Origin of the sequence: Bradyrhizobium sp. 186 (assembly GCF_023101685.1) — a bacterium.
Classification (GTDB): Bacteria; Pseudomonadota; Alphaproteobacteria; order Rhizobiales; family Xanthobacteraceae; genus Bradyrhizobium.
This window is the reverse complement of the sequence record NZ_CP082164.1, coordinates 5,752,391-5,778,289: the sequence shown is the minus strand read 5'-3', so window position 1 is coordinate 5,778,289 and position 25,899 is coordinate 5,752,391. Positions and strand designations below refer to the sequence as shown.

The 25,899-nt window shown below is 63.3% G+C and carries 24 protein-coding genes and 1 pseudogene; 20 read left to right on the top strand and 5 right to left on the bottom strand.

Translation table 11 applies throughout. The annotated features are described in order from the left end of the window. The first annotated feature begins 36 nt into the window (after window positions 1-36). From nuoL to IVB18_RS27690, 15 genes are all read left to right on the top strand, one after another. Complete coding sequence (gene nuoL, locus IVB18_RS27760) at window positions 37-2,142, top strand: NADH-quinone oxidoreductase subunit L (protein WP_247983601.1); 2,106 nt, start codon at window positions 37-39, stop codon at window positions 2,140-2,142. Then, on the top strand, window positions 2,143-3,651 hold the full coding sequence (locus IVB18_RS27755; RefSeq protein ID WP_247983600.1) for an NADH-quinone oxidoreductase subunit M: 1,509 nt from the start codon (window positions 2,143-2,145) through the stop codon (window positions 3,649-3,651). Between the two features lie 22 nt (window positions 3,652-3,673). Then, window positions 3,674-5,110, top strand: coding sequence for an NADH-quinone oxidoreductase subunit NuoN (gene nuoN / locus IVB18_RS27750; protein ID WP_247983599.1), 1,437 nt, complete (start codon window positions 3,674-3,676; stop codon window positions 5,108-5,110). 1 nt (window position 5,111) lies between these two features. After that, window positions 5,112-5,918, top strand: a complete 807-nt coding sequence (locus tag IVB18_RS27745) for a biotin--[acetyl-CoA-carboxylase] ligase (RefSeq protein WP_247983598.1) — start codon at window positions 5,112-5,114, stop codon at window positions 5,916-5,918. Then, a complete protein-coding gene (locus IVB18_RS27740) occupies window positions 5,918-7,588 on the top strand; it encodes a ribonuclease J (protein ID WP_247983597.1) in 1,671 nt (556 codons plus the stop codon). The genes IVB18_RS27745 and IVB18_RS27740 overlap by 1 nt, the downstream gene beginning before the upstream one ends. A 66-nt stretch (window positions 7,589-7,654) precedes the next feature. Next, window positions 7,655-8,059 carry a methylmalonyl-CoA epimerase gene (mce, locus tag IVB18_RS27735; RefSeq protein WP_247983596.1) on the top strand — a complete coding sequence of 135 codons (405 nt, stop codon included), beginning with the start codon at window positions 7,655-7,657 and terminating at the stop codon, window positions 8,057-8,059. Between the two features lie 8 nt (window positions 8,060-8,067). Then, the gene (locus tag IVB18_RS27730) at window positions 8,068-8,343 is read left to right on the top strand and encodes a DUF1467 family protein (RefSeq protein WP_247983595.1); all 276 of its coding nucleotides are present in this window, start codon (window positions 8,068-8,070) and stop codon (window positions 8,341-8,343) included. Window positions 8,344-8,376: 33 nt separating this feature from the next. After that, a complete protein-coding gene (locus tag IVB18_RS27725) occupies window positions 8,377-8,724 on the top strand; it encodes a hypothetical protein (RefSeq protein ID WP_247983594.1) in 348 nt (115 codons plus the stop codon). 35 nt (window positions 8,725-8,759) lie between these two features. Continuing rightward, window positions 8,760-10,049 (top strand): S-methyl-5-thioribose kinase, encoded by a 1,290-nt coding sequence (mtnK, locus tag IVB18_RS27720; protein WP_247983593.1) that lies wholly within the window; start codon window positions 8,760-8,762, stop codon window positions 10,047-10,049. 136 nt (window positions 10,050-10,185) lie between these two features. Continuing rightward, window positions 10,186-11,772, top strand: coding sequence for an ABC transporter substrate-binding protein (locus tag IVB18_RS27715; RefSeq protein ID WP_247991747.1), 1,587 nt, complete (start codon window positions 10,186-10,188; stop codon window positions 11,770-11,772). A gap of 60 nt (window positions 11,773-11,832) precedes the next feature. Further along, window positions 11,833-12,756 carry an ABC transporter permease gene (locus IVB18_RS27710; RefSeq protein ID WP_247983592.1) on the top strand — a complete coding sequence of 308 codons (924 nt, stop codon included), beginning with the start codon at window positions 11,833-11,835 and terminating at the stop codon, window positions 12,754-12,756. Then, window positions 12,753-13,574: an ABC transporter permease gene (locus IVB18_RS27705; protein ID WP_247983591.1), complete on the top strand. Its 822-nt coding sequence runs from the start codon at window positions 12,753-12,755 to the stop codon at window positions 13,572-13,574. Before IVB18_RS27710 ends, IVB18_RS27705 begins: the two co-directional genes overlap by 4 nt. Continuing rightward, on the top strand, window positions 13,571-14,551 hold the full coding sequence (locus tag IVB18_RS27700) for an ABC transporter ATP-binding protein (RefSeq protein ID WP_247983590.1): 981 nt from the start codon (window positions 13,571-13,573) through the stop codon (window positions 14,549-14,551). The genes IVB18_RS27705 and IVB18_RS27700 overlap by 4 nt, the downstream gene beginning before the upstream one ends. After that, window positions 14,544-15,581, top strand: coding sequence for an oligopeptide/dipeptide ABC transporter ATP-binding protein (locus IVB18_RS27695; RefSeq protein ID WP_247983589.1), 1,038 nt, complete (start codon window positions 14,544-14,546; stop codon window positions 15,579-15,581). Before IVB18_RS27700 ends, IVB18_RS27695 begins: the two co-directional genes overlap by 8 nt. Window positions 15,582-15,789: 208 nt before the next feature. Then, window positions 15,790-16,008 carry a hypothetical protein gene (locus IVB18_RS27690; protein ID WP_247983588.1) on the top strand — a complete coding sequence of 73 codons (219 nt, stop codon included), beginning with the start codon at window positions 15,790-15,792 and terminating at the stop codon, window positions 16,006-16,008. Window positions 16,009-16,386: 378 nt separating this feature from the next. Here IVB18_RS27690 and IVB18_RS27685 read toward each other — a convergent pair whose 3' ends face one another. Continuing rightward, the gene (locus tag IVB18_RS27685) at window positions 16,387-17,013 is read right to left on the bottom strand and encodes a LysR family transcriptional regulator (protein ID WP_247991746.1); all 627 of its coding nucleotides are present in this window, start codon (window positions 17,011-17,013) and stop codon (window positions 16,387-16,389) included. 175 nt (window positions 17,014-17,188) lie between these two features. Here IVB18_RS27685 and IVB18_RS27680 point away from each other — a divergent pair, with 175 nt between their 5' ends. The 4 genes from IVB18_RS27680 to IVB18_RS27665 all read left to right on the top strand — a co-directional run bounded on the left by IVB18_RS27680 (window position 17,189) and on the right by IVB18_RS27665 (window position 20,050). Continuing rightward, on the top strand, window positions 17,189-17,401 hold the full coding sequence (locus IVB18_RS27680; RefSeq protein WP_247983587.1) for a hypothetical protein: 213 nt from the start codon (window positions 17,189-17,191) through the stop codon (window positions 17,399-17,401). 1 nt (window position 17,402) lies between these two features. Then, window positions 17,403-17,789, top strand: a complete 387-nt coding sequence (locus IVB18_RS27675; protein WP_247983586.1) for a RidA family protein — start codon at window positions 17,403-17,405, stop codon at window positions 17,787-17,789. A gap of 210 nt (window positions 17,790-17,999) precedes the next feature. Then, window positions 18,000-18,728, top strand: coding sequence for an L-2-amino-thiazoline-4-carboxylic acid hydrolase (locus tag IVB18_RS27670; protein ID WP_247983585.1), 729 nt, complete (start codon window positions 18,000-18,002; stop codon window positions 18,726-18,728). 140 nt (window positions 18,729-18,868) lie between these two features. After that, on the top strand, window positions 18,869-20,050 hold the full coding sequence (locus IVB18_RS27665) for an IS110 family transposase (protein ID WP_247983422.1): 1,182 nt from the start codon (window positions 18,869-18,871) through the stop codon (window positions 20,048-20,050). Window positions 20,051-21,133: 1,083 nt separating this feature from the next. Here IVB18_RS27665 and IVB18_RS27660 read toward each other — a convergent pair. The 4 genes and pseudogenes from IVB18_RS27660 to IVB18_RS27645 form a co-directional block, all read right to left on the bottom strand. Further along, window positions 21,134-22,162 (bottom strand): ABC transporter permease, encoded by a 1,029-nt coding sequence (locus tag IVB18_RS27660; protein WP_247983584.1) that lies wholly within the window; start codon window positions 22,160-22,162, stop codon window positions 21,134-21,136. A 12-nt stretch (window positions 22,163-22,174) separates the two neighbouring features. Then, window positions 22,175-23,677: a sugar ABC transporter ATP-binding protein gene (locus tag IVB18_RS27655; protein ID WP_247983583.1), complete on the bottom strand. Its 1,503-nt coding sequence runs from the start codon at window positions 23,675-23,677 to the stop codon at window positions 22,175-22,177. 6 nt (window positions 23,678-23,683) lie between these two features. After that, entirely contained in the window at window positions 23,684-24,706 is a 1,023-nt protein-coding gene (locus IVB18_RS27650; protein WP_247983582.1) for a sugar ABC transporter substrate-binding protein, read from the bottom strand. A gap of 136 nt (window positions 24,707-24,842) precedes the next feature. Beyond that, window positions 24,843-25,046, bottom strand: a pseudogene (locus IVB18_RS27645) (globin); the annotation flags it as partial. Between the two features lie 468 nt (window positions 25,047-25,514). Here IVB18_RS27645 and IVB18_RS27640 point away from each other — a divergent pair. After that, window positions 25,515-25,898, top strand: coding sequence for a DUF2946 domain-containing protein (locus IVB18_RS27640; protein WP_247983581.1), 384 nt, complete (start codon window positions 25,515-25,517; stop codon window positions 25,896-25,898). Window position 25,899: the final 1 nt, after the last annotated feature.

Here is a 25,899-nt window from a genome sequence, read left to right as displayed (position 1 = left end):
TTTTCCGGTCAAATCATGCGTAAAGAGAAATAAGTCATGGTCCAGGCAATCGTCTTTCTGCCTCTGCTGGGCGCAATTCTGGCTGGCCTGATCGCGCTTTTCGGCGCGCATGCCCGCAACCCCTCGGGCGACACGGTCAAGCATCACGACGACCACGGTCACGGCGTGCACGCCCATGCGTCTGATACGATCAACGAGGACGCGTCGGTCATCCACGAGACCCATCACGAGCCCGGCGACGGGCACGACGACCACGGTCATGGCCCGGCTGAGCCGCCCGCGGCGGGCTCGCGCGTGGCCGAGCTGATCACGACGGCGCTGCTGTTCGTGTCTGCGGCGCTGTCGTGGATGATGCTGGTCGATGTCGGCTTCATGCATCACGACGTGCGGATTCCGTTGTTGCCGTGGATCCTCTCCGGCGACCTCCAGGTCTACTGGACGCTGCGGGTCGACACGCTCACCGCCGTGATGCTGGTGGTGGTCACGACCGTGTCCTCGCTCGTGCACCTCTATTCCATCGGCTACATGGACGAGGATCCGTACCGTCCGCGCTTCTTCGGCTATCTCTCGCTGTTCACCTTCGCCATGCTGATGCTGGTGACGGCGGACAATCTCGTGCAGCTGTTCTTCGGCTGGGAGGGTGTGGGTCTGGCGAGCTATTTGCTGATCGGCTTCTGGTACCAGAGGCCCTCGGCGAACGCGGCGGCGATCAAGGCCTTCGTGGTCAACCGCGTCGGCGATTTCGGTTTCGCGCTCGGCATCTTCGCGATCTTCATGCTGGTCGGCTCGACCGATTTCGAGACGATCTTCCATGCCGCCCCGGGGCTGACCGGCAAGACCATCGACTTCCTCGGCTGGCACGCGGACGCGCTGACGCTGACTTGCCTGCTGCTGTTCATGGGCGCGATGGGCAAGTCGGCGCAGTTCCTGCTGCACACCTGGTTGCCGGACGCGATGGAAGGCCCGACCCCGGTGTCGGCGCTAATCCACGCCGCGACCATGGTGACTGCCGGCGTCTTCATGGTGGCGCGCCTGTCGCCGCTGTTCGAGCTGGCGCCGAACGCGCAGGCCGTCGTGATGTTCTTCGGCGCGACCACGGCGTTCTTCGCCGCGACCATCGGCCTGGTGCAGAACGACATCAAGCGCATCGTCGCCTATTCGACCTGTTCGCAGCTCGGCTACATGTTCGTGGCGATGGGGGCGGGGGCCTATTCGGTCGGCATGTTCCATTTGTTCACCCACGCCTTCTTCAAGGCGCTCTTGTTCTTGGGCTCCGGCTCGGTGATCTACGCGATGCACCACGAGCAGGACATCCGCAACATGGGCGGCCTGTGGCGCAAGATCCCCTACACCTACGCGGTGATGGTGGTCGGCACGCTGGCGCTGACCGGATTCCCGCTCACCGCCGGCTATTTCTCAAAGGACGCGATCATCGAGTCCGCCTATGCCGCGCACAATCCGTTCGCGATCTACGGCTTCCTGATGACGGTCGTCGCGGCCGGCCTGACCTCGTTCTATTCCTGGCGCCTGATCTTCAAGACCTTCCATGGCGAGCCGCATGACGAGCAACATTATGAGGCCGCGCATGAGGCCCCGATCTGGATGCTGATCCCGATCGGCGTGCTCGCGGTCGGCTCCATCATGGCCGGCTTCCCGTTCAAGGAACTGTTCGCCGGTCACGGCATCGAGGAGTTCTTCCGCGAGTCCGTGAAGATGAATCCGCATATCATCGAGGAGATGCACCATATCCCCGAGACCATCGCCTTCCTGCCGACGCTGATGATGGTGCTGGGCTTCCTCGTCTCGTACCTGTTCTACATCCGCCGGCCGTATCTGCCGGTCGAACTCGCGAAAACCCAGCCGATGCTGTACCAGTTCCTGCTCAACAAATGGTACTTCGACGAGCTCTACGACATCATCTTCGTCCGTCCGGCGAAGTGGATCGGCTACCAGCTCTGGAAGAAGGGCGATGGCTTCATCATCGACGGCCTGGGCCCCGACGGCATCTCGGCCCGCGTGCTCGACGTCACCCGCAACGTCGTGAAGATCCAGACCGGCTATCTCTATCACTACGCGTTCGCCATGCTGATCGGCGCCGCCGGCCTGATCACCTGGTTCATGTTCGGCTTTGGAGGCCAGTAAATGACGACCTGGCCCATCCTATCGGTCGCGACGTTCCTGCCGCTTGTCGGTGCGCTGATCGTCTATCTCAGCCGCGGCGATGACGAGGCTGCGCGGCGCAACTCGCGCTGGATCGCGCTCTGGACCACGCTGATCACCTTCGCGGTGTCGGTGCTGCTGGTCATGCGCTTCGACCCGTCGAACGCCGACTTCCAGTTCGTCGAGAAGGCGAACTGGCTTGCCACCGGCATCACCTACCACATGGGCGTGGACGGGATTTCGCTGCCGCTGGTGATCCTGACCACCGCCATCATGCCGTTCTGCATCATCGCGAGCTGGACGGCGATCACGAACCGGGTCCGTGAATACATGATGGCGTTCCTGATCCTGGAAACGCTGATGATCGGCACCTTCTCGGCGCTCGATCTCGTGCTGTTCTATTTGTTCTTCGAGGGCGGCCTGATCCCGATGTTCCTGATCATCGGCGTCTGGGGTGGCCCGCGCCGGGTCTACGCGTCGTTCAAGTTCTTCCTCTACACGCTGCTCGGCTCGGTCCTGATGCTGCTCGCCATCATGGCGCTGTACTGGAACGGCGGTACCACCGACATTCCAACCCTGATGCACACCGCCGTACCGCGGTCGTTGCAGACCTGGGCCTGGCTCGCCTTCTTCGCCTCGTTTGCGGTAAAGATGCCGATGTGGCCGGTGCACACTTGGCTCCCCGACGCGCACGTCGAGGCGCCGACTGCGGGCTCGGTGGTCCTGGCCGCGATTCTCTTGAAGATGGGCGGCTACGGCTTCCTGCGCTTCTCGCTGCCGATGTTCCCGCTGGCGTCGCATGACTTCGCGCCGCTGATCTTCACGCTCTCGGCCATCGCCATCGTCTACACCTCGCTGGTGGCGTTGATGCAGGAGGACATGAAGAAGCTGATCGCGTACTCGTCCGTGGCGCATATGGGCTTCGTCACCATGGGCATCTTCGCCGGCACCATGCAGGGCGTCGCCGGCGGCGTGTTCCAGATGGTCTCGCACGGCATCGTCTCCGGCGCGCTGTTCCTCTGCGTCGGCATCGTCTACGACCGCATGCACACCCGCGAGATCGCGGCCTATGGCGGCCTCGTCAACCGAATGCCGCTCTACGCGCTGACCTTCATGGTCTTCACCATGGCCAATGTCGGTCTGCCCGGCACCTCCGGCTTCGTCGGCGAGTTCATGACGCTGCTCGGCACCTTCAAGGTCTCGATCCCGACCGCGTTCTTCGCCACCTTCGGCGTGATCCTGTCGGCCTGCTACGCGCTCTGGCTCTACCGCAAGGTCGTGTTCGGGGCGCTGGTGAAGCCGTCGCTGGCGAGCATGAAGGATCTCACCTTCCGGGAGTGCCTGACGCTGTTCCCGCTGATCGCCTTGACGATCCTGTTCGGCATCTATCCGAAGCCGGTGCTCGACATGTCGGCGGCCTCGGTCCAGCAACTCGTCAACAACTACAACACCGCTGTGACGGCCGTGAAGGCCGCCGCACTGCTCCAGTGAGCGGGCAGGTCAGGATATCGCCATGAGCTTTGAGACTGCAGGTTATCAACTGGCGCCGGTGCTGCCCGAGCTCGTGCTCGCGATCGGTGCTATGGCACTGCTGATGCTGGGGGCCTATCGCGGGCAGGAGACGACCAAGACGGTCACAACGCTGGCGGTCCTGCTCTTGGTCGTGGTCGGCGTGCTGGTCTACCTTCAGCCCGCGGGCAAGCAGGTGACCTTCGGCGGCAGCTTCATCGTCGACGATTTCGCGCGCTTCATGAAGATCCTGACCCTGATCGGCTCGGCGGTGACGCTGGTCCTGTCGACCGAGTTCCTGTCGGACCCGTCGCGCCGCATCTTCGAATACGCGATCCTGGTGCTGCTCTCGACGCTCGGCATGATGGTGCTGATCTCAGCCGGTGACCTGATCTCGCTCTATCTCGGCCTCGAGCTGATGTCGCTCGCGCTCTATGTCGTGGCGACCTCGAACCGCGACAACGCCAAGTCGACCGAAGCCGGCCTGAAGTATTTTGTGCTGGGCGCGCTGTCCTCGGGCATGCTGCTCTACGGCTCCTCGCTGATCTACGGCTTCACCGGCACGGTCAGCTTTACCGGCATCGCGGCAGCCACGACGGTCGCGAATGTCGGCCTGGTGTTCGGCCTGGTCTTCCTGCTCGCCGGCCTCTGCTTCAAGGTCTCGGCGGTGCCGTTCCACATGTGGACGCCCGACGTCTATGAGGGCGCGCCGACACCGGTGACGGCCTTCTTCGCTTCGGCGCCGAAGGTCGCCGCGCTCGCCGTCTTCACCCGCGTAACGCTGACCGCATTCCCCGGGATCGTGTCGCAGTGGCAGCAGATCCTGGTGTTCGTCGCGATCGCCTCGATGGTGCTCGGCTCCTTCGCGGCGATCGGACAGAGCAACATCAAGCGCCTGATGGCCTATTCCTCGATCGGCCATATGGGCTTTGCCCTGGTTGGCCTTGCCGCAGGCACGGTGGAAGGTGCGCAGGGCGTGCTGATGTACATCGTGATCTATGTCGCGATGACGCTCGGCTCGTTCTCGATCATCCTCGCCATGCGACGCAACGGTCAGGCGGTCGAGCAGATCAGCGATTTCGCCGGCCTGTCGCGGACCAATCCGCTGCTCGCCTTCATGTTCGCGATGCTGCTGTTCTCGCTCGCCGGCATCCCGCCGCTCGCCGGCTTCTTCGCCAAATGGTACGTGTTCGTCGCCGCCATCAAGGCCAATTTGTTCACGCTGGCGGTGGTCGGCGTGCTCTCCAGCGTCGTAGGCGCCTACTACTATCTCACCATCATCAAGACGATGTATTTCGACGAGCCGGCCGGTCAGGTCGATCCGGTGCGGGTCGAGGTGCGGACGGTGCTGGCGGTCGCGGGCCTGTTCAACATCCTGTTTGCGCTGTTTGCGGGCCCGGTGGTGAGCGTCGCCTCCGCCGCCGCAAAGTCGTTGTTCTAGGATGGGGTTCGCGCTCGGTCCTCGCGCCTCGTCGGCGGGCTACAAGCTCGCAGCCTTCGAGCGGACCGGCTCGACCAATACCGAGGCGATCGAAAGCGCTCGCGCCGGCGAGCGCGGCCCGATCTGGTTCGTGACATCCGAGCAGACCGCCGGCCGCGGCCGGCGCCAGCGCGCCTGGATCGCGCCGCGCGGCAATCTGGCGGCCAGCGTCCTCGAGATCGTGGACGTGGCACCTGCGGTTGCCGCCACGATCGGTTTTGCGGCGGGGCTGGCAGAGGAAGCAGCCCTTGAGAAGGTCAGCCTCGAGGCCGCGCTGCGGCTCGGCCCTGACAGGCCCAGATACGCCCTGAAATGGCCGAACGACGTCCTCGCGGACGGCAAGAAGCTCGTCGGCATCGGCCTGGAAGCCGAAGCCATCGGCGATCGCCTCGCCGTGGTCGTCGGCATCGGCACCAACGTGGTCGCGGCACCTGAGGGCATGCCGACGCCTGCGGTGTCGCTGGCGGCGCTCGGCGTCCAGATCAGCGCGGAAGAGCTGTTCTCAGCGCTGTCGGACGCCTGGGTGGAATTCCGCGGCATCTGGGATGATGGTCGCGGCTTTGCGCAGATCCGCAAGCTGTGGCTCGAGCGCGCCGCCGGCCTTGGCGAGAAGGTCGCGATCAATATGGGAACAAAGACGCTCGAAGGCATCTTTGACACGATCGACGACACCGGCTGCCTGATCGTCCGCACAGCTGACGGCCGACGCCTGCCGGTGGCGGCCGGCGAGGTGTTCTTCGGCTCGGCCGCCTCCGTGGGAGCTGCGTGATGGCACGGCCTGACGAACTGGTATTTGCGCCGCTCGGCGGCGTCGGCGAGATCGGCATGAACCTGTCGATCTACGGCCTCGGCAACCGCCAGCAGCGGGCCTGGCTGGCGATCGATCTCGGCGTTTCCTTCGGCGACGAGGAGCACCTGCCGGGCATCGACCTGATCATGCCCGACATCAGCTTCCTGGAGAAGGAGCGCAAGAACCTGATGGGTCTGGTGCTGACGCACGCCCATGAGGACCATTTTGGCGCCATCATCGACCTCTGGCCGAAGCTGAAATGCCCGATCTATGCGACGCAGTTCAGCGCGGCGCTGTTCGAGGCCAAATGCGCGGCCGAGCGCAACGCGCCGAAGATCCCGGTGACGGTGGTGCCGTCAGGCGGGCGCGTCGATATCGGCCCGTTCAACGTCGAGTTCATCCCGGTCGCGCACTCGATTCCGGAGTCCCACGCGCTGGCGATCCACACCGAGGTCGGCACGGTGCTGCACACCGGCGACTGGAAGATCGACCCGACCCCGATCATCGGCCGCCCGACCGACGAAAAGCGGCTGCGCGAGCTGGGCGATCAGGGTGTGCTCGCCCTGATCGGCGATTCCACCAACGCGGTCCGCGACGGCCGCTCGCCGTCGGAAGCCGAGGTCGCCAAGACCATCATCGAGCTGGTCAAGGCCGCCAAGGGCCGCGTTGCGGTCACGACTTTCGCCTCCAACGTCGCGCGCATCAAGGCCGTTGCCGATGCTGCCAAAGCCGCGGACCGCGAAGTAGTTGTGGTCGGCCGCGCCATGGAGCGCGTGTCGCAGGTCGCGCGCGAGACCGGCTATCTCGACGGCGTGCAGAATTTCCGTTCGCCGGACGTCTACGGCCATCTGCCGCAGGACAAGGTGCTGGCGCTCTGCACCGGCAGCCAGGGCGAGGCCCGCGCGGCATTGGCGCGCATCGCCAATGACGACCATCCGGAGATCACGCTCAACCGCGGTGACAGCGTGATCTTCTCCTCGCGCACCATTCCCGGCAACGAGAAGGCGGTCGGCTCGATCATCAACAATCTGATCCTCCAGGGCGTCGAGGTCATCACCGACCGCACCCATCTCGTCCACGTCTCCGGCCATCCGCGCCGCGACGAATTGCGCGACATGATCGCCTGGGTGCGCCCGCAGCTCCTGATCCCCGTCCACGGTGAGGCCCTGCATCTGCACGAGCATGCAAAGCTCGCGCGGGCCGCCGGCGTGCCGCGCGTCCTGGTCGTCCGCAATGGCGATCTGATCAAGCTCGGACCGGGCGATCCCGGCATCATTGGCGAAGTGCCCTCGGGCCGCCTCTACAAGGACGGCACGATCTTGGAGGATTCCAAGTCGCGCGCGGTGATCGAGCGGCGCCGGATGGGGTTTTCGGGCTGCGCCTTCGTGGCCATCGCCATGACCGAGCAGGGCGAGCTTGCCGACGATCCCGAGGTCGATCTCGTCGGCATCCCCGAAAAGAACAGGGCGGGTGAGCCCTTCGACGACCTCGTCTTCGATGCCGTGATGTCCACCATCGAGGGATTGCCAAAAGCCCGCCGCCGCGATGCGGATGCGCTGGCGGAGTCGGTCCGCCGCGCGGTGCGGGCCGTGATCAACGAACATTGGGGCAAAAAGCCCCCCTGTCTGGTACATGTGCTGACAGTCTGATTTAGGCATGATCTTTTCGGAAAACCGCTTCACACTTTTCCGGATCATGCTCTGAGGGAGAGAACCATGCTGGGCCGGCTCAACCATGTCGCGATCGCGACCAAGGACGCCGTCAAGGCTGCAAAAATCTACGGCGCGGCGTTCGGGGCGCAGATCTCCGAGGCCGTCGCGCTGCCCGAGCATGGCGTCACCACCGTGTTCGCGACGCTGCCCAACACCAAGATCGAGTTCATCGAGCCGCTCGGCGAGGGCTCGCCGATCGGCAAATTCCTCGAACGCAATGCCGATGGCGGCATCCACCATGTCTGCTACGAGGTCGTCGACATCATCGCCTCGCGCGACACGCTGGTGAAGGAGGGCGCGCGGGTGCTCGGCGACGGCGTGCCGAAGATCGGCGCGCACGGCAAGCCGGTGCTATTCCTGCACCCGAAGGACTTTTCCGGCGCGCTCGTCGAAATCGAGCAGGCATAAGGCCGGCCATGGCCATCCAGATATCAACCGCGCTCGCGATCTACTTCGTCATCTGGTGGATCGCGCTGTTCTTGACGCTGCCGTTCGGCGTACGAAGCCAGCATGAGGATGGCGTAGGAGCACCCGGCACCGATCCTGGCGCGCCGATCATGACCCGGATGGGACGCAAGCTGATCTGGACCACGATCATCTCGGCGATCATCTATGGCCTCGGCATGGTGGCCTACCAGGCCGGATATCTGTCGGTTGAACGCTTGTCGAAATTGATGGGAATGCCGTTCTAGACTTTTCGGGTTGCATCGTTGTTGGGGGGACGAATGACTTTTCAGAGGATCGTCATTGCGCTTCTGGTGCTGATCGTCGCCGGCCTTGGTGCGATCGGCTATGTCGAGTGGCGGATGGCCGTGCAGGCGCGGACGCTGAAGGCGTTCGTCGAGGGCTACGTCTTCAACGAGGCGGTGATGGCCTGCGAGCGGGCGCAGAGCTCGACGCCGTTCAAATGGAACGGCGGCAAGAGCACCTCGGTCATCGGGCTGAACTCGGTCAAAACGGACAAATACGCCGTCAGCGCCAGCTACACGCTGGTGGCGGACAGCGTCTATTGCGATTACGATCCGATCAAAAGAAAGGCCGAGATCGGCTCGAGCTTCCTGGAGCGGGAGTAACGATCCGGCCATGCCAAGCATGGGATGGGATCGTCATGAGCGAGGAGCGGGGAGACTACCGGATTCTGCATGAGGCGGCCCTGCGGGATTATCTCGCGGGCGTTCCGGAACTGGCGGCAACGCTCGGCGGCCAGCCGGCGTCCTGGGCGATCACCGAGGTCGGCGACGGCAATCTCAATCTCGTCTTCATCGTCAAGGGCACAAGCGGCGGCGTCGCCGTGAAGCAGGCGCTGCCCTATGTCCGTCTGGTCGGTGAAAGCTGGCCGCTGCCGCTCTCGCGCGCCCATTACGAATTTTTGGCCTTGTCCCAGCAGGCCCAGCTCGCGCCCGGCCTCGTACCGGCGCTGCTGCATCACAACGATGCGCTGGCGTTGACGGTGATGGAGCTGCTCGAGCCCCACATCATCATGCGCAAGGGGATGGTCGCCGGGGCGCAATATCCGCGTTTCGTTGACGACATCACCACCTTCATGGCGCGGACGCTGTTCCACACCTCCGATCTTGCCCTCTCCGCCGCCGAGAAGAAGGACGGCATTGCCGCCTTCGCCGGCAACCACGCACTCTGCAAGATCACCGAGGACCTCATTTTCACCGATCCCTATCGCGTGGCCGAGCAGAACCGCTGGACCGCGCCTTACCTCGACGCTCTCGCTGCGAGCCTGCGCGAGGACATGGAGCTGCATGTCGCCGTCTCCCGGCTGAAGCTGAAGTTCATGGCCAGCCCGGAGGCGCTGATCCACGGCGACCTCCACACCGGATCGATCATGGTGACGGAGAGCGAGACGCGGGTGATTGATCCCGAATTCGCGTTCTATGGCCCGATGGGCTTTGATGTTGGCGCGGTGCTGGCCAATCTCCTGATGGCCTATTTCGCATCAAGCGGCCACGAGCGCTCGCCGGGCGAACGGCGCGCATTCGAGGGCTGGGTGCTGGGGACGGTCGAGAGGGTCTGGAATGAGTTCGCACGAAAACTCCTCGGCCTGTGGCGGAGCAATGCCAGGGGCGATGCGTACCCGGCCTCGCTCTTCGCCGGCGAGAAGGGTGCCGCGCCGCTGGAGGCGGAGCGGCAGGCCTACATGCAGCGGCTGTTCGCCGACACGGTCGGCTTCGCCGCGGCAAAGACCATCCGCCGCATCTTCGGCCTCGCCCACAACATCGATTTCGAGCTGATCGAGGATCCGCGGAGGCGGGCGGTCAGCGAGGCGCGTGCGGTGCGGCTGGCAAGGGCGATGATGGTGGAGACGGGGTCGTTTCCGGGTATCGCTGATGTCACCGGCGCCGCACGAAAACTGCGCGACTGGCAACCGGATTTCGTAACCGGCTAGGGCATGCGCTCATAAATCGGGGGCTCCCGAGCGCTACGGCCGCATACGCCACCCCCCTTCAAGGAGCTTGCGCTCGACGTGCTGCGAATGATCAACTCGCTGATCGGAATACGCCTGCATTGTTGGAGGGAACATGATGTTCAGGATGATGGCGATTGTGGCTGGTTTGGGGCTGGCACTCGTCGCCACGGCGGAGGCCCAGACACCGCGCAAGGGCGGAACCATCCGCATGACCGCGCCCTATGGCTCGAGTTTCACCAGCCTGGACATTCATACGACACAGCGCGCCCAGGACGAGATATACGCCAAGGGTTTGCACCGTTCGCTCTACATTTGGGACTCCGCTGAGGGCAAGCCGGTTCTGGAGCTTGCCAAGGAGGACGTGGTCTCGGGCGGAGGTCTCGTTCACACCTTCAAGCTGCGCGACGACGCCTATTTCCACCATGGCCGCAAGATGACGGCCGACGACATCATCTGGTCCTACAACCGCATCATGGACGGCACCAGGGCCTATCCCGGCGCGCGTTTTGTCCGCGTGATCGAGGGCGCGGCCGCGGTCGAGAAGGGGCAGGCCAAGGAAATCTCCGGCCTGAAGAAGATTGACGACTTCACGCTCGAAATGAAGCTCACGGAGAAGGTCGATCCGGGCTTCTACTTCTTCAACGCGCTAACCTCGATCTATCCCGCAGATGAGGGCGCAAAGGAGGGCTTCATCCAGAAGCCGATCGGCCTCGGGCCCTTCAAATTCGTCGAGCACGTGCCGGGATCGCGCATCGTGCTGGAGCGGTGGGACAGGTTCTACAAGCCCGGCAAGCCGTACGCCGACAAGCTCATCGTGTCGGTCATGGGCGAGGCCGCCGCGCGCGATGTCGCGTTCCGCAACAAGGAAATCGACACCTCGGTGCTCGGGCCCGCACAATATGTCGCCTATCAGGCCGACCCCGACCTCAAGGGCACCATTGTCGAAGTCGCCGAGGTCTTCACGCGTTACATGGGGATGAATCCCGCATTCAAGCCGTTCGCGGACAAGCGCGTCCGGCAGGCGATCAACTATGCGATCGATACCGACCTGATCATCAACAAGCTGGTCAAAGGCAAGGCCTATCGCGCCACCAGCTGGCTGCCGCTGACTTCTCCTCTCTATGACAAGACCATGAAGCCTTACGCCTTCGATCCCGCGAAGGCGAAGCAGCTGCTCGCGGACGCGGGCTATCCCACAGGCTTCGAATTCGAATGGACCACCAGCCAGAATGAAAGCTGGGGCTTGCCGATCGTCACGGCCGTCATCCCGATGCTGGACAGAGTGGGCATCAAGGCGAAAGTCAAGCAGGTCGAGACCGCGGTGCTGGCGGAGGTGGTTCGCAGCGGCGACTACCAGGCCTTCGTCTATTCCCAGGCGACCGGCCCGGATCCCCAGGCCGCCCTCAAATGCTTCCACTCGTCGACACCGCAATCAGCCTGCAACTACTTGAACTTCAAGAATACCGATTTCGACAAGATGGTCGATGAGGCCGGGCAGACCGACGACGTCGCCAAGCGCGGCCAGCTGCTGCAAAAGGCCAACGCCCTGCTCTATGAAGAGGCACCGGTCTGGTTCTTCAACTACAACAAGGCGGTCATGGCCGTGCAGCCGTGGCTCAAGGGGATTCAGTTGAACGCGACGGAGCTGACCCATCAGAACGTCGAAGACCTCTGGGTCGACGAGACCTCGTCCGCGAAGTGACACGCGCTCTCGCGCTCCCTCCATCGCAACAAACGATGGAGGGAGAGAGGACAAATTCCGATGCTCTCCTTCCTGATCCGTCGAATACTGCAAACCATTCCGACCGTGCTCGCCGTCGTGCTGCTGGTCTTCGTGTTGTTCAGCGTCGTTCCCGGCAGCATCGTCTCGACCATGAGCGACGACAGCGATCCGCAGGTCGAGGCGCGCATGAAGAAGCAGCTCGGCCTCGACGAGCCCGTCTACATGCGCTTCGGCGCCTACATCGCCAAGCTCGCGACCGGTGATTTCGGGACGTCGTTCCGGACGCGCGAGCCGGTCACCACCATGATCGCCAAACGGACATGGCCGACGCTGCAGCTGATATTCGCGGCCATGACATTTGCGGTCGTGGTCGGCGTGCCGCTCGGCTTCGTCGCTGCATTGCGGCCGGGCAGTATCATCGACACGGCCTCGATGGTCGTGGCGGTGTCGGGTCTATCAATGGCCAAATTCTGGCTCGGACTGCTGTTGATGTACCTGTTCGCGCTGAAACTCGGCTGGCTGCCGAGTTTCGGCTATGGCGATGGCGGCCTCAAATATCTGATCCTGCCGGCTGTGACACTCGGCGTCTCGCCGATGGCGCTGCTGGCCCGGACGACGCGCGCCGCAGTCCTCGAGATCATGACCGCTGATTTTGTCCGCACTGCACGCTCCAAGGGCATGAGCGAGACCCGGGTCGTGAAGTGGCACGTGATGCGCAACGCGCTCGTCCTGATTCTCACCACAATGGGCCTGCAATTCGGCGCGTTGATGGGGCAGGCGGTCGTCGTCGAGAAATTGTTCTCCTGGCCGGGCGTCGGCTCGCTGCTCGTCGACAGCGTCTTGCAGCGCGACATTCCGGCCGTCCAGGGCTCCATTCTCGTGGTGGTGCTGTTCTTTCTCGCGATCAACTTGCTGATTGATCTGCTCTACGGCGTGATCGATCCTAGGATCAGATACGCATGACGCTCCGTGCCAATCTCATCATCGGCGGTGCCTTGTTCGCGCTTGCGATCTTCGTCGGCCTGCTCGCGCCCTGGCTGGCGCACACGGATCCCGTCCTGGACGCCAATTTGCTGAATGCAGAAGAGCCCCCAAGCTGGACGTGGTGGTTCGGTACCGACGGGCAGGGCCGCGACATCTATTCCCGCGTCGTGTACGGCGCGCGCGTCTCGCTGACGGTCGGCATCGTCTCGCAGCTCATCAACAGCGTCATCGGCGTGGCACTGGGCCTGAGCGCCGGCTATTGGGGCGGCTGGTGGGACGATGTCGTCAACGGGCTGACCAATCTCATGCTCGCGATCCCCTCCCTGATCTTCGCCCTTGCCATCATGGCGGTGCTTGGGTCCGGGCTGGCGAGCCTGCTCATCGCGCTCGGGTTGACCAACTGGTCCTTCACGTGCCGGATCGCACGGGCGTCGGCGCTGTCGCTCAAGAGCCAGGGCTATGTGCAGGCTGCAACCGTGCTCGGCTACGGTGATTTGCGGATCATGATCACGCAGCTGCTGCCGAATATGCTCGGACCCATCATCGTCATCGGCACGCTTGGCATGGGCAGCGCGGTATTGTCCGAAGCCGCATTGTCGTTCCTCGGCCTCGGCGTCCGCCCACCTTTTCCAAGCTGGGGAAGCATGCTGTCGGAGGCCCGCGACCAGATCACGACGGCGCCGTGGCTCTCGGTTTTTCCCGGCCTCGCCATCTTCCTGACGGTACTCGGCCTCAACTTGCTCGGCGATGGCTTGCGCGACATTCTCGATCCACAATCGCGGAGCCGGCGGACATGACGGGCTCGCCGCTGATCGAAGTCGAGGACCTACGCATCGATCTCAGCCACGGATCCAGCCGGGTTGCCGCTGTCGAGGGTGTTTCGTTCCGCATCGATCGTGGCGAGACGTTCGGCCTTGTCGGCGAATCCGGCTGCGGCAAGAGCATTACGGCTCTCGCCCTGATAGGCCTGTTGCGGCAGCCGCTGTCGATCGGCGCCGGTGCCATACGATTTGACGGCCAGGAGATCCAGCGACTTCCAGCCGCCAAGCAGCGAGCTCTGCGCGGTAATCGCATCGCCATGATCTTCCAGGAGCCGATGACGGCGCTGAACCCGGTCTCGCCCGTAGGCCGGCAGATCGCCGAGATGTTCGTGCTGCACAAGGGAAAAAGCAGGCGGGAAGCCAACCAACTGGCGGTGGAGGCGCTGGCAAGCGTCCGCGTCCCCGCACCCGAGCGGCGCGTGAAGGATTACCCGCACCAGCTTTCGGGCGGCATGCGTCAACGCGTGATGATCGCCATCGCCCTCGCATGCGGCCCGGACCTTCTGATCGCCGACGAGCCGACGACCGCGCTCGACGTGACCGTGCAAGCGGAAATCATCGAGCTGATGCGGAATCTATGCGCCGAGAGAGGTACGGCGATTTTGATGATCAGCCACGATCTCGGCCTGGTCGCCAACGTCTGCCGCCGCGTCGCCGTCATGTATGCCGGCCGCATTGTCGAGGAGCGCGGCTCGGCCGACATTTTCCGGGCGCCCTCGCACCCCTATACGCGAGGCCTGGTCGATTCGCTGCCGCGGTTGGGCAGTCGTGCTGCGCTTGGCCGTACCAGGCTCAAGGAGATCGCGGGCGTCGTCCCGGCGATCACGAACTTCCCGGATGGCTGCCGGTTTAATCCGCGTTGCGCGCAGGCGACCGATATTTGCCGGACCACCGTGCCGGAGACGGATTTGCTGGAGGCTGGTGGTCTGGTCAGGTGCCATCACCATGCATGAGCCGCAGGGGAGGCCGGACGACGATGTCATTCTCAGCGTCGAGGATCTCGCGGTCCATTTTCCGCTGGGGGGCGGCCTGCTGGGCCGCGGCCGGCGGCTGTTGCGCGCCGTCGACGGTGTCGATCTCAAGCTGAAGCGCGGCGAATGCCTCGGCCTGGTCGGCGAGTCCGGCTCTGGCAAGTCGACGGTCGCACTTTCGATACTTGGTCTCTTGACGCCGACGCGCGGCCGCATCGTGCTGGACGGGCAGGTCGTGACGAACCGGCAATCCGGCGATCGAAAGACGCTGGCCCGTATCGTGCAAATGGTGTTTCAGGATCCCTACGCTTCGCTCAATCCACGCCAGACCGTTCGTCGCACGCTTGAAGATCCCCTGCGTGTGCATGGCGTGACCGCCGCAAGCGAGATCGAGGGACGCGTTGAGACGATGCTGCGGCATGTGGGCCTGCGGCCCGAACAGGCGGACCGCTACCCGCATGAATTCTCGGGTGGCCAGCGCCAGCGTATCGGCATTGCGCGTGCGCTGATTCTTAATCCCAAAATTGTCATCTGCGACGAACCGGTCTCGGCGCTCGATGTCTCGATCCGTGCCCAGATCATCAATCTGCTGTTGGAACTGAAGGAAACTCTCGGCCTCTCCTACATCATGATCAGCCACGACCTCGGCGTCGTCGAACACATGAGCGACAGGGTCGCCGTCATGTATCTCGGCCGGATCGTGGAGAACGGTCACTGGCGCGAGATCTTCGAACGGCCGGCACACCCGTATACGCAAGCCCTGATCTCCGCCATCCCCGATCCGCTGCGCCATGCACCGCTCGCGACGACAGGAGGCGACCTTCCCAATCCGCTCGATCCGCCGGACGGATGTGCGTTCAGCCCGCGCTGTCGTTACGCCGAGGCCGTGTGTCATCGCGAGCCGGGGCCATCGCTCGAAATGCGTCCCGACGGACACGCGGTCCGGTGCTGGCGGGCCGACGAGATTGCGGGGCGGGCGGCATTGGTGTCGGCCGAGGGTGGACGTCCCTAGGATGGAGGGCGCGTCCGTTGTGGGTCGAAAGCGTCGTTCTAGTCGTCCGCTAGTCACTTCCGGTCTGTCCCGATAGGCGGACGATTTTGGAGCCCGCCGATGGGCAATCGCGTGGGGTTGATCCTTGGGGCGGTCCAATCGCGTATCGCCCTATTTTCATGTATGCTACCTAGTTGGATAGCAAAATGGTAGCAGGAAAGGGCAGATCATGACTGACGATCAGCTCAATCTCGTCGTTCAGCACCTTTGCGAGCAGTTGCACTTGGCGCTTCGATTGAAGGGCAGCGAGGCACATCCACCAAACGCCAAGGATATTGGATTCGATCCGGCCTCTGTAAGAACAGTATTGCTGACGGGCTTGCGTTCGGCGGGGGTCACGACCCACCACGAGGCGGTCGGGGCGAGCGAAGAGCCGCCGCGGTCATAAACGCAAAGCGCGGGACAGAAGCCCCGCGCCAATGGTCTCAGTTGGGTCGATGTCGTTGAGCTTCCAAAATCCGGCGTCGGCAACCGGGATGTCCGCTTTGGGGCATGAACAACAAAGCTCGAACTAGGCTCAATAGGTCTGCGTTCGGCCAAATTGCCGCCAGTCCGCCCTGCGGCAGGCTGGGGTGAGCTTGACCGCCCGGCGTGATTCAAGCTCCTGATGGAGGGGGGCGAGTGCGGCTCGAACGACCGAGCTGGGCGTCTCCAGCTCAAGCTTAGTGCTCCCCGACACGCGATCGACGCAATGATGGAATTGTGCCGGTGTTTTGCCCGACGTGTCAAACGTCGTCGCGGCGAGGTTATGGATTGCCGGTCGAGCCTATCGTCTGATGCCGACCAGACGAGGGCGTCGGTGGTTTGCGATCCGGTTCTCGGCCGGCAGGGCGCGCAGCCATTTGCGGAAGCTGACGACCTCGGGACAATCCGCGGTGCCTTCAGGCGCAATCAGCCAATCACCCAAACCGGATCCCTCATTGATCCGGTCGCAGCGATAGCCCGGATGGTGGCCAAGACCGCGGGCTATCAGCAGATCGACCTTGCCCTCGACCAATTCGTGCAAGCCGGCGGGCTGCAGCACCCGCAAACCGATTTCCGCATGCGCTCCGCGAAACTCCGTCAACGCGATGCGGCGCAGGTCGAAGCTGCCATGGACCCCCAACTGCAGCAGCACCGCACCTGCCGGTTTCAATTGCGAGGTCGAGTCCGCAATGCGACGAAAACCATCGGATACCCCGGGCAGATAGGCCTGACCGGCCGCGGTCAGGATGAGCTGCTTATGCAGCCGATCGAACAGGCGTACGCCAAGGCGCGCTTCGAGCGCTTTCACCTGCTGTCCCACGGCGGCCGGCGTCACGTGCAGCTCATGCGCAGCAAGCTTGAAGCTGAGATGTCGCGCAGCTGCTTCGAACGCGCGCAGCGCATTGAGCGGAGGAAGGATGTAGGTCATCGCTGCCCAGTTTGTCACTGAAAGGCTGCGCGCTTGCAATAGATTTTCTTGCGCTGAACCGCAGCAACATTGCTTTGCACCGGCGCGATGCAGCCGGTTAAGGTCGATCGACTGCAAACTGGAGAGTCCATGCCCCGCCGCCTCGATCATCTCGTCATTTCCGCGATCTGGCGCGTTGGATTGGCAAAAGCTTGGCTTCACCCTCACGCCGACCGGCATGCATCCGTTCGGAACCAGTAACCGTCTGGCGGTCTCCGATGTCGATGCGACGCGGCGGGCATTGAGCGCCAACGGCGTCGATTTCCAAATATCCGGCCCCGTGTTGCTGGTTCCACCGGCAGCGTCGCATGGCCTGGCGCTGGAATTTGTCGAACAGGAGACAATCTGACATGGCCCAAATCGTCAGTCACAATCCTCCATCGGTGCACGCTCCCGCCGGTGGTTACAGCATGGGACTCGAACTGAGTCAGCAGCGCCGCCTGCTGTTCATTAGCGGCCAGGTGCCCGAGAAATCTGACGGCAGCGTGCCCGAGGGTTTCGAAGCGCAATGCGAGCAAGCCTGGCGCAATGTCATCGAGGTGCTCACCGCCGCCGGCCTCGGCGTCGCGCATCTGGTCAAGGTCACCACGTTCCTGACCGACCTCAGTCAGGTCGTGGCCAATCGTGCCGTCCGCCGCAAGATGCTCGGGGGACACGAACCCGCGCTGACGGTCATGATCGCTGAAACCGTCGACAGCAAATGGCTGCTGGAGATCGAGGCGATCGCCGCGGAATGAAGCAGATCCAAGCCGGACATCGCTAAAGCATGATCCGGAAAAGTGCGAAGCGGTTTTCCGAAAAGATCATGCTCAAACAACAACCTAAAGCGCGATGATGATTCATCCTCATCTTATCGCGCTTTAGCGCCCAAAGGCGTCAGAAGCGGACCTGTAGCGGTGGATTGTCGAGTATCTTTGCAATAGGCCAGTTTGGTTGAGATGTGTCCAATGGCTGAGACCATCCATCCCTTTTACGAGTCGCATCGCGGTGCAATGGAGGCCGGCATGCGCCATCGCCTCGACCTTGCCGAAGCGATGTTGTGCGAGCGTGCGCATCTATCCGATGTTGATCGAATTAGACAGGAGGTGATGGACGAATTCGAAAACGTGCTCACCCAAATGCCCTATGTCGGAGGCGCGGCAAGTCGCATGAGCGATTTCTTCATGCGTCTCATGGGCTTTATGGCCATCAGCCGAGTGCTCCTGCGACATGGCGTGTCGCTCGCCGTGATCGGCGAAATCGAACGGGAAACCTACAAGGCGCAATTGCTCACCGTGCCCGAAGCTGAACGTCTTGCCTCGGGGCGTCAATTCATGTCGTCGGAGAATCAGGCTTTGCTGCGCGAGCAGGCGACGAAAAGCGCTACAAAAGGCCATCAGAAAGAGTTTCCGGAAGATTTCGTCTACGATTTTGTCGAGTCCGGCCCGGATGACAACTTTGAATTCGGCATCAACTACAAAGCCTGCGGCTTTTGCAAATTCGCGGCTCGCCATGGAGATAAAGAAATTTTGCCGAACATCTGTGGGCTTGATTTCGACGCCTATGCAACGCGAGGCATCCGCCTGGAAAGGACACAAACGTTGGCTGGCGCCGCAAACCACTGTGATTTCCGATTCTCGCGGCTCCCGCCGGACGAGATATGTTTTCCAATCCGCCAAGAGAATTCTAAGCTTTAGTGGGATTCGGACGTGGTTCTGGATTGCTCCCCTGTCTCCACATCGTCATTGCGAGCGTAGCGAAGATTCCATGGGGAGTGGATAGCGACCAGGTCTGAGGCCAGACTGAGGTTGCTGACCCCCTCAACCTGGAGACGACGATGTTGCTCGATCATCCTTCCGACGGACCGACCGCTATCCGCACGCAGTTTGGCGCAATTTTTGTGTCTTTGGAACTGAGCCGTTCGACGTGGGTGATTACGTCACTTTCGCCTGGTACGGGCGAGAAGATGTCCAGGCACAGCGTCACGGCCGGCGATACGGCTGAGCTGATGAAGCTGTTTGCGGAACTCAGGCGCAAGGCGGAGGCCAGGACCCGCGAGAGCTATCCGATCATCACGATCCAGGAAGCTGGGCTGGACGGGTTCTGGCTGCACCGTGTTCTGCAACAGAACGGCATTGAGAGCCACGTGGTCGATCCCGCCTCGATTGCGACGTCGCGACGGCGGCGGCGGGCCAAGACTGACAGGCTCGATGGCGAGGCGCTGTTGCGGGCGCTTCTGGCCTACAAGCGCGGCGAGCCGCGGGTCTGTGCGATGGTGGTTGCGCCCTCGCCTGAAGAGGAGGACCGGCGCAGGCTGTGTCGCGAACGAGCGACGCTGATCGCCGAGCGCATCACGCATGTGAACCGGATCAAGGGTCTTCTGTTCGCGCAGGGGATATCCGACTACGTGCCGCTGCGGCGCAATCGGCGGGCGCGGCTTGAGGCCTTGCGCACGGGCGACGGGCGGGAGCTGCCTTCGCATTTGAAGGCGCAGATCGGCCGCGAGCTCGATCGGGTCGAACTGCTTCTGGAACAGATCAAGGCGGTCGAGGCCGCGCGAGATGCTCTGCTGGCCGCAGCCCGGAAGCCTGCAGACAAGAACGCTGCAGACAAGGTCGCGCCGGATCCGGTGGCGATGCTGCTGGCCTTGAAAGGGCTCGGCGCCAACTTTGCGGCCGTGCTCTGGTCGGAGGCGTTCTACCGGCAGTTCTCCAACCGCCGCCAGGTCGCCGCCTATGCGGGGCTTGCGGCGACGCCGTGGCAAAGCGGAGGCATCCGGCACGAGCAGGGCGTGTCGAAGGCCGGCAATCCCAGGCTGCGGACCACAATGATCCAGCTCGCCTGGCTGTGGATACGTCACCAGCCGCAGTCGGCCCTGACGCGCTGGTTCAAGGAGCGAAGCCCGCAAGGCCGCAAGCGCGCGATCGTGGCGCTGGCGCGCAAGCTTCTCGTGACCTTGTGGAAGTATGTCACCGCGGGCGAGACCATCGAGGGGGCCGTGATGAAGCCCGCCGCCTGATCCGGACCGCACCAAGCGGCGTGCTTCGCCGCCCGCGCGCAACGAAAGAACCATAACCCATCTGCCGAGGCCCGATCAGTCTCGGAAGATCCGGGTGGACGAACCGATGGATTGCATGGCTTCAAACGCCGCAACGAAGAATGGCCTCGTCCTCTCGAGCCTGCCCGCCGCAAGCGGAATCGTGGTGCAGTCGCCTTGTGCGACGACCGAATGTGAGTTTGATCTGGCAAGCAACCCAGATCGTCGAACCGGCTCGACCCTTGGATCGCAAATGCGAGGATGGCAGATGCCCTGACAGAACCGCCAACGCGAGGAGCTCCTATCGGCCCAACGCACCAAGCATGATGGCGTGCTCGCTCAACTCAAGGCCAAGCCGCTTCGCGGCGGCCCTAACAGGCCGGCCTTGACTTGATCTGCGCGCGCCATCCTGCAGAACCCGCGGTCGGGACGAAGAGGTGGCTGCAGTCGAACAAAAAGGTGACTGCTCATCCTTGACATACACATTCCCCATGTGAGCAATCCAGAAATGTATCCGCGGATAGAGTCCTGGATTGCTTCGCTGCGCTCGCAATGACGAGATAGCGCCGTGAGCGTGGGTCCGTCGCCCTTGAGGTGCCGGAGCGTAGCGGAGGCCTCGAAGGGCGACGCCCGGTTGCATCTCGGCCGTTCATCCTTCGAGGCTTCGCATGCGATGCGTTCGCATCGCATGCCTCGCACCTCAGGATGACGGAACGCGAAGGGCTGCACCGACACCCACGCCATGATGACATCGTGCTCCTGTTTTGCCCGACGCGTCAAACGTGCCGCGCGGCAGAGCTCAAGCCACTCCGAGCCGAATTCCTCAATGATTTGTACTTTGCATGGGGTTGTTTTTGCATTTTTTGTGGAGCGGCTTTCTCTCGTAGGCCCGCAACTTGAATTCGCAGAAGGTCGTCATGCCCGGGCTTGTCCCGGGCATCCACGTTCTTCCGTACCGCGGGGCAAGGCGTGGATGGCCGGGACAAGCCCGGCCATGACGGTGTGGAAGCTCCGGCGCGCCAAACGATATCAGGTGCCGGGAGAGCGAGACGGCACCCCCTCTGCCTACTCCACCGCCTTCTCCCGCAGCCGCTGCGCGTAGACGTTGATGACCAGCGCTGCCAGCAGGATCAGGCCGCGGATGAGAATCTTCAGGAAGCTGTCGATGTTGACGTGGTCGAGGCCGTTGTTGAGCACGCCGAGCACGAACAGGCCGACGATGGTGTTACCGATGCCGCCGCGGCCGCCGAACAGGCTGGTGCCGCCGACCACGACGGCCGCAATGGAATCGAGCAGGTAGGTGTCGAACTCGTTCTGCTGCGCGCTGCCGAAATGGGCGACACCGAGCATGCCGCCGATGCCGGAGCACACCGCCGAGATCACCATGACCGCGCCGAGGATGAGCTTGACGTTGAGGCCGGAATATTCGGCCGCCTCACGATTGCCCCCGACCATGTAGACGTAGCGGCCGAAGCGCGTGTAGGTCAGCACCAGATGGCCGCCGAGCAGCATGATCGCCGCTACGATGACGATCCAGGGAATGCCGCCGATCGAGCCGGAGCCGAGCGTGGTGATCACGCCGGGCACCTTGTAGGCGATCTGGCCGCGCACCAGCAGCGCCGAGATGCCGGCCGCGATCTGCATCATTGCAAGCGTCATGATGAAGGAGGGGATGCCGATCACGGTGAGTCCGAGCGCATTGACGAGCCCGAGCAGCGCGCAGAGCAAAATGGCCAGCAGGATCGCCGCGGCGCCGGGCAGGGGAATGTTGGGAATGTTGACGTAGGATTCCTGGAGCGTGAAATAGGCGACCGCGATGCCGGTGACGTTGGCGATGCTGGCAATCGAGAGATCGATCTCCGCGCACAGGATCACGAAGGTGAGGCCGACGGCGATGATGCCGGTCACCGATACTTGCGTGAGGATGTTGCCGAAATTGTCGAGCGTGGCGAAGGACGGGCTGGCAAGGGCGAAGAAGCCGGACAGGAAGATCAGCGTCAGGAACGGCGCGATGTTGCGCATCTGCGAGCGCAGGAAGGGCGCGAGACCCCGCGCGCGCCGAGCTGCTGCTGGAACCGTCTCACTGCTCGCCATTGTGCTTCTCCGTCACGCCGCTTCCAGCAGGCGGTCCTTGCTGACCGGCTCGTTCTTGAATTCGCGCACCACCGTGCCGCGCTTGAGCACGAGGATGCGGTCGGCCAGCGACAGCACCGTCTCCGGCTCGGTCGACAGCACGATAATCGCAAGCCCCTTGGCGCGGAGGTCGCGGACGATGTTAATGACGTCGTTCTTGGCACCGACATCCATGCCGCGGGTCGGCTCGCACAGCACCAGCAGCTTCGGCGGATAGGTCAGCCACTTTGCAAGTGCGACCTTCTGCTGGTTGCCGCCGGAGAGCATGCCGAGATCGAGGCCGACCACCGGCGGCCTGATCTGCAACTGCTCGACCTGCCGCTTGGCGATGTCGCGTTCCTGCGCGGGCTTGAGCAGTAGCGCCGAGATGCGGTCCAAGATGCTGATCGAGATGTTCTTGTAGACGGGCTCCTGGTGGAACAGCATGGCGCGCCGGCTCTCCGGCACCAGCGCCACGCCCGCGCGCCGGGCCGCCGCCGTGCTGGCAAAGGTTTTTGCCCTGCCGTCGACGGCGAGCGTCCCGCCATCCGGCTTCAGCTTGCCGAACAGGATCCGCGACAATTCCTGCTGGCCGCAGCCCATAAAACCGTAGATGCCGAGCACCTCGCCGGCGCGCGCCTCGAAGGAGACGTCCCGGAGGCTGCGGGCGAGCGAAAGCTGGTCGACCTTCAGGACCACCGAGCTATCGCTCGGCTGCGGCAGCATCAGATCGTCGCTGTAGCTGTGCTCGAGCGCTTCGCCGCCACGACCGATCATGGCCTCGATCAGCGCGCCCTTGCTGGTCGCCGAAGCCGCGGTTTCCGCGACCTTCCGCCCGTTGCGGAACACGGTCACCGTATCGGACACGCGCAAGATATCCTCGATGAAATGCGAGATGAAGACGATGCCGGTGCCTTCCTCGCGCAGCCGCCGCAGCGTCGCGAACAGCCGCTCGACCTCGGGCGGGGAGAGCGCGGAGGTCGGCTCGTCCAGGATGACGATGCGGGCGCCTGAGAACAGCACGCGGGCGATCTCGATCAGCTGCTGGAGCCCGATCGGGAGGTCGCCGAGCCGCGACATCGGATCGACGTCGATGCCGAAGCGGGCGAGCTGCTCGCCGGCCTCGCGCGCCATGCGCCGCCATTGCACGAGGCCGAGCCGGTTGATCGGTTGATTGCCCAAAAACACGTTTTCCGCGACCGTCAGGTCGGGCGCGACGCTGAGCTCCTGATGCACCATGGCGATGCCGGCCGCGTGCGCATCGCGGGCCGAGCGGAAATGCGTCTCCTGTCCGTCGATCAGGAAACGGCCGGAGAATTCGCTGTGCACCCCGGCGATGATCTTCATCAGCGTGCTTTTTCCAGCGCCGTTCTCGCCGACGAGACCGTGGATCTCGCCGGGTGAGAGCGCAAAGTCGACACCACGAAGCGCTTCGACGCCGCCGAAGCTCTTCGTGATGCCCTGGAGCTCCAGGATAGGCCGTTGTCCCGCAGACATGGAGGCTCAGATCAGGAAGTGATCCTGCATCCACTGCATCCCGGCGGCGTTGGCCTTGGTCACGACCGGGCCGTCGGTGACGACATTCTTGGGGATGCCCTGTCCGCTCTTCTCGCCGCCGACGACCGCGGAAACGCCCGCGATGATGGCGCCGCCATGGATGCGGCAGGACGGATTGCGCACGGTTGCGAACATCCGGCCCTCGCTCACCGCCTGGATTGCCGGCGGCATGGCGTCGACGCCGCCGATCAAGATGTTGGTCCGGTTGCGCGCCTTCATGATGTTGGCGGCGGCGAGCGCCATGTCGTCATTGTGGAAGAACGCCGCGTCGATCTGCGGATACTTCGTCAGATAGGTTTCCCAGAGCCGCGCGGTCTTGGAGACGTCCCAGTCGGCCGGCTGGGTGTCGAGCACCTCGATACCAGGGAATTGCTTGACGACCGTGTTGAAGCCCTTGGCGCGGCCCTGCGCGCCGGTGTGGCCGAGCGCGCCCTGCGTCATGATGATCTTGCCCTTGCCGCCCATCGCGTTGCACAGCGCCTGCGTCACCGAGGCGCCCATGAACTCGTTGTCAGGCGCGAGGAAGGAGTGGACGTTGATCTGGTCGAGAGGGGCAATCAGCGTGTCCATGTCGATCACCGGCGTGCCGGCGTCAATCATCTTCTGCACGGGCTGGGTGAGGGTGCCGATGCCGAAGGCCTGGATCGCGACGAAATCCCATTTCTGCGAGGCCATGTTGTCGATCGCCGCGCGCTGCTTCACCGCATCGAGCTGGCCGTCGAACCAGGTCACCTCGACATTGAACAGCTTGCCCCAGAATTCCGCGGCCTGCTTGCCCTGCGCGCACCAGGTCGCCTGGAGGCCCGCGTTGGAGAACGCCGCCTTCAGCGGCTTCTCCGATCGTCCGACCTCGGCTGCAAGGGCGGGATTTATGCCCATGCTGCCGAGGATGGCAGTTGCGGCGCCGGCGGTCGCTGCCGCCTGAAGAAGATCGCGCCTGGTCGTCGAGAAATCTTTCGTCCCGGACATCGCTCGCTCCCATATATTTTATCGTCGGCGCGTCATTGATTGCGCGACCGATGCAGAAAGTGTCTCACAATCGAGTAGTTCACGCCACCCAATCTGCAATCGCCCGGGAAATCGCCGCGGCGCCTTGGTGTCCGCTGCGCTCGCCCGCGAAGTCGAGGATCGCTTCGATCGTCAGCGCGAGCATCGCCCCCTTCACGAGCTCGCTGCCTTGCGAGCGGAACATCGCCTGCGTCTCGGGATGTTGTTCGAACAGTCGTTGGTAAACGAGCGGCGTGAGATCCGCGCAGCGCGCCGCCGCCAGTTCAAAGCTCTGTCCGATCGGACGAGGGGAAGCTTTCATCGGCACTACAGCCGCGCGGACAAAAAAAGAGCGGGGCCCTAGCCCCGCTCGAAAATTGTGTCGACCCTATTATCCCCGATTCTAAGATTTGCTCTTGATTGACGGGGCGACGCTGCGTTTTGCGCGCCAGGGGCTCCTCCCGAGACTTGGACCACCAGACTTCACCCTCACGGTCAAGCCTGAGCAAGAGGGATGCTAGATCAACTTTTCTCACTTGTCATCATTTTCGGCAACGATTGTTCAAAATTCGAGCAATTGACGAAATGTTCGGGTTATTTACCCTGTAAGCGTATGACAAACATAAGAAATCTGTGGAAGGGTGGGGCGGTTCGACTGCCTCAAATGCCGGACGTCCTTCCCGGTGGGGCGCCCCGACCACACATTTCCGGGAATTTGCGCCAGGTCGGGGGGCCGGCGGAACTGACCTCGACTCGGCCTCGGCGCGGTGTTTAGTTAGCAGACGAACGAATGGCTCGGCGGATGCGCGCACGGCTGCAAAAATTCCTACCCATTGTCCTGCTCGCGCTGGTGATGCAGGTGCTGGCGCCGATTGCCGCCTGCCTGGCGGCAGGGCAGGCCGTTGCCGATCCGCTCCAGACCGCCGTCATCTGCCACAGCGTCAGCGAGCAGGGCGGGGCAGACCAGTCCGGTACGCCGAAAGCACACGGCGGCGGTTGTTCGATCTGTTGCCTGGTACAGGCCAGTGCGTCGCTTGATTCGCCGCCACAGGCGATTCTCGCAGCGCCATTCCGTGCCGCTGAGCGGGTGGTGTGGCGCCCCGCAGCCGATCGTCTCGCCGTGTCCCGCGGCGGCTCCAACGCGCAGGCGCGCGCGCCACCGCGGGCGACGTGAG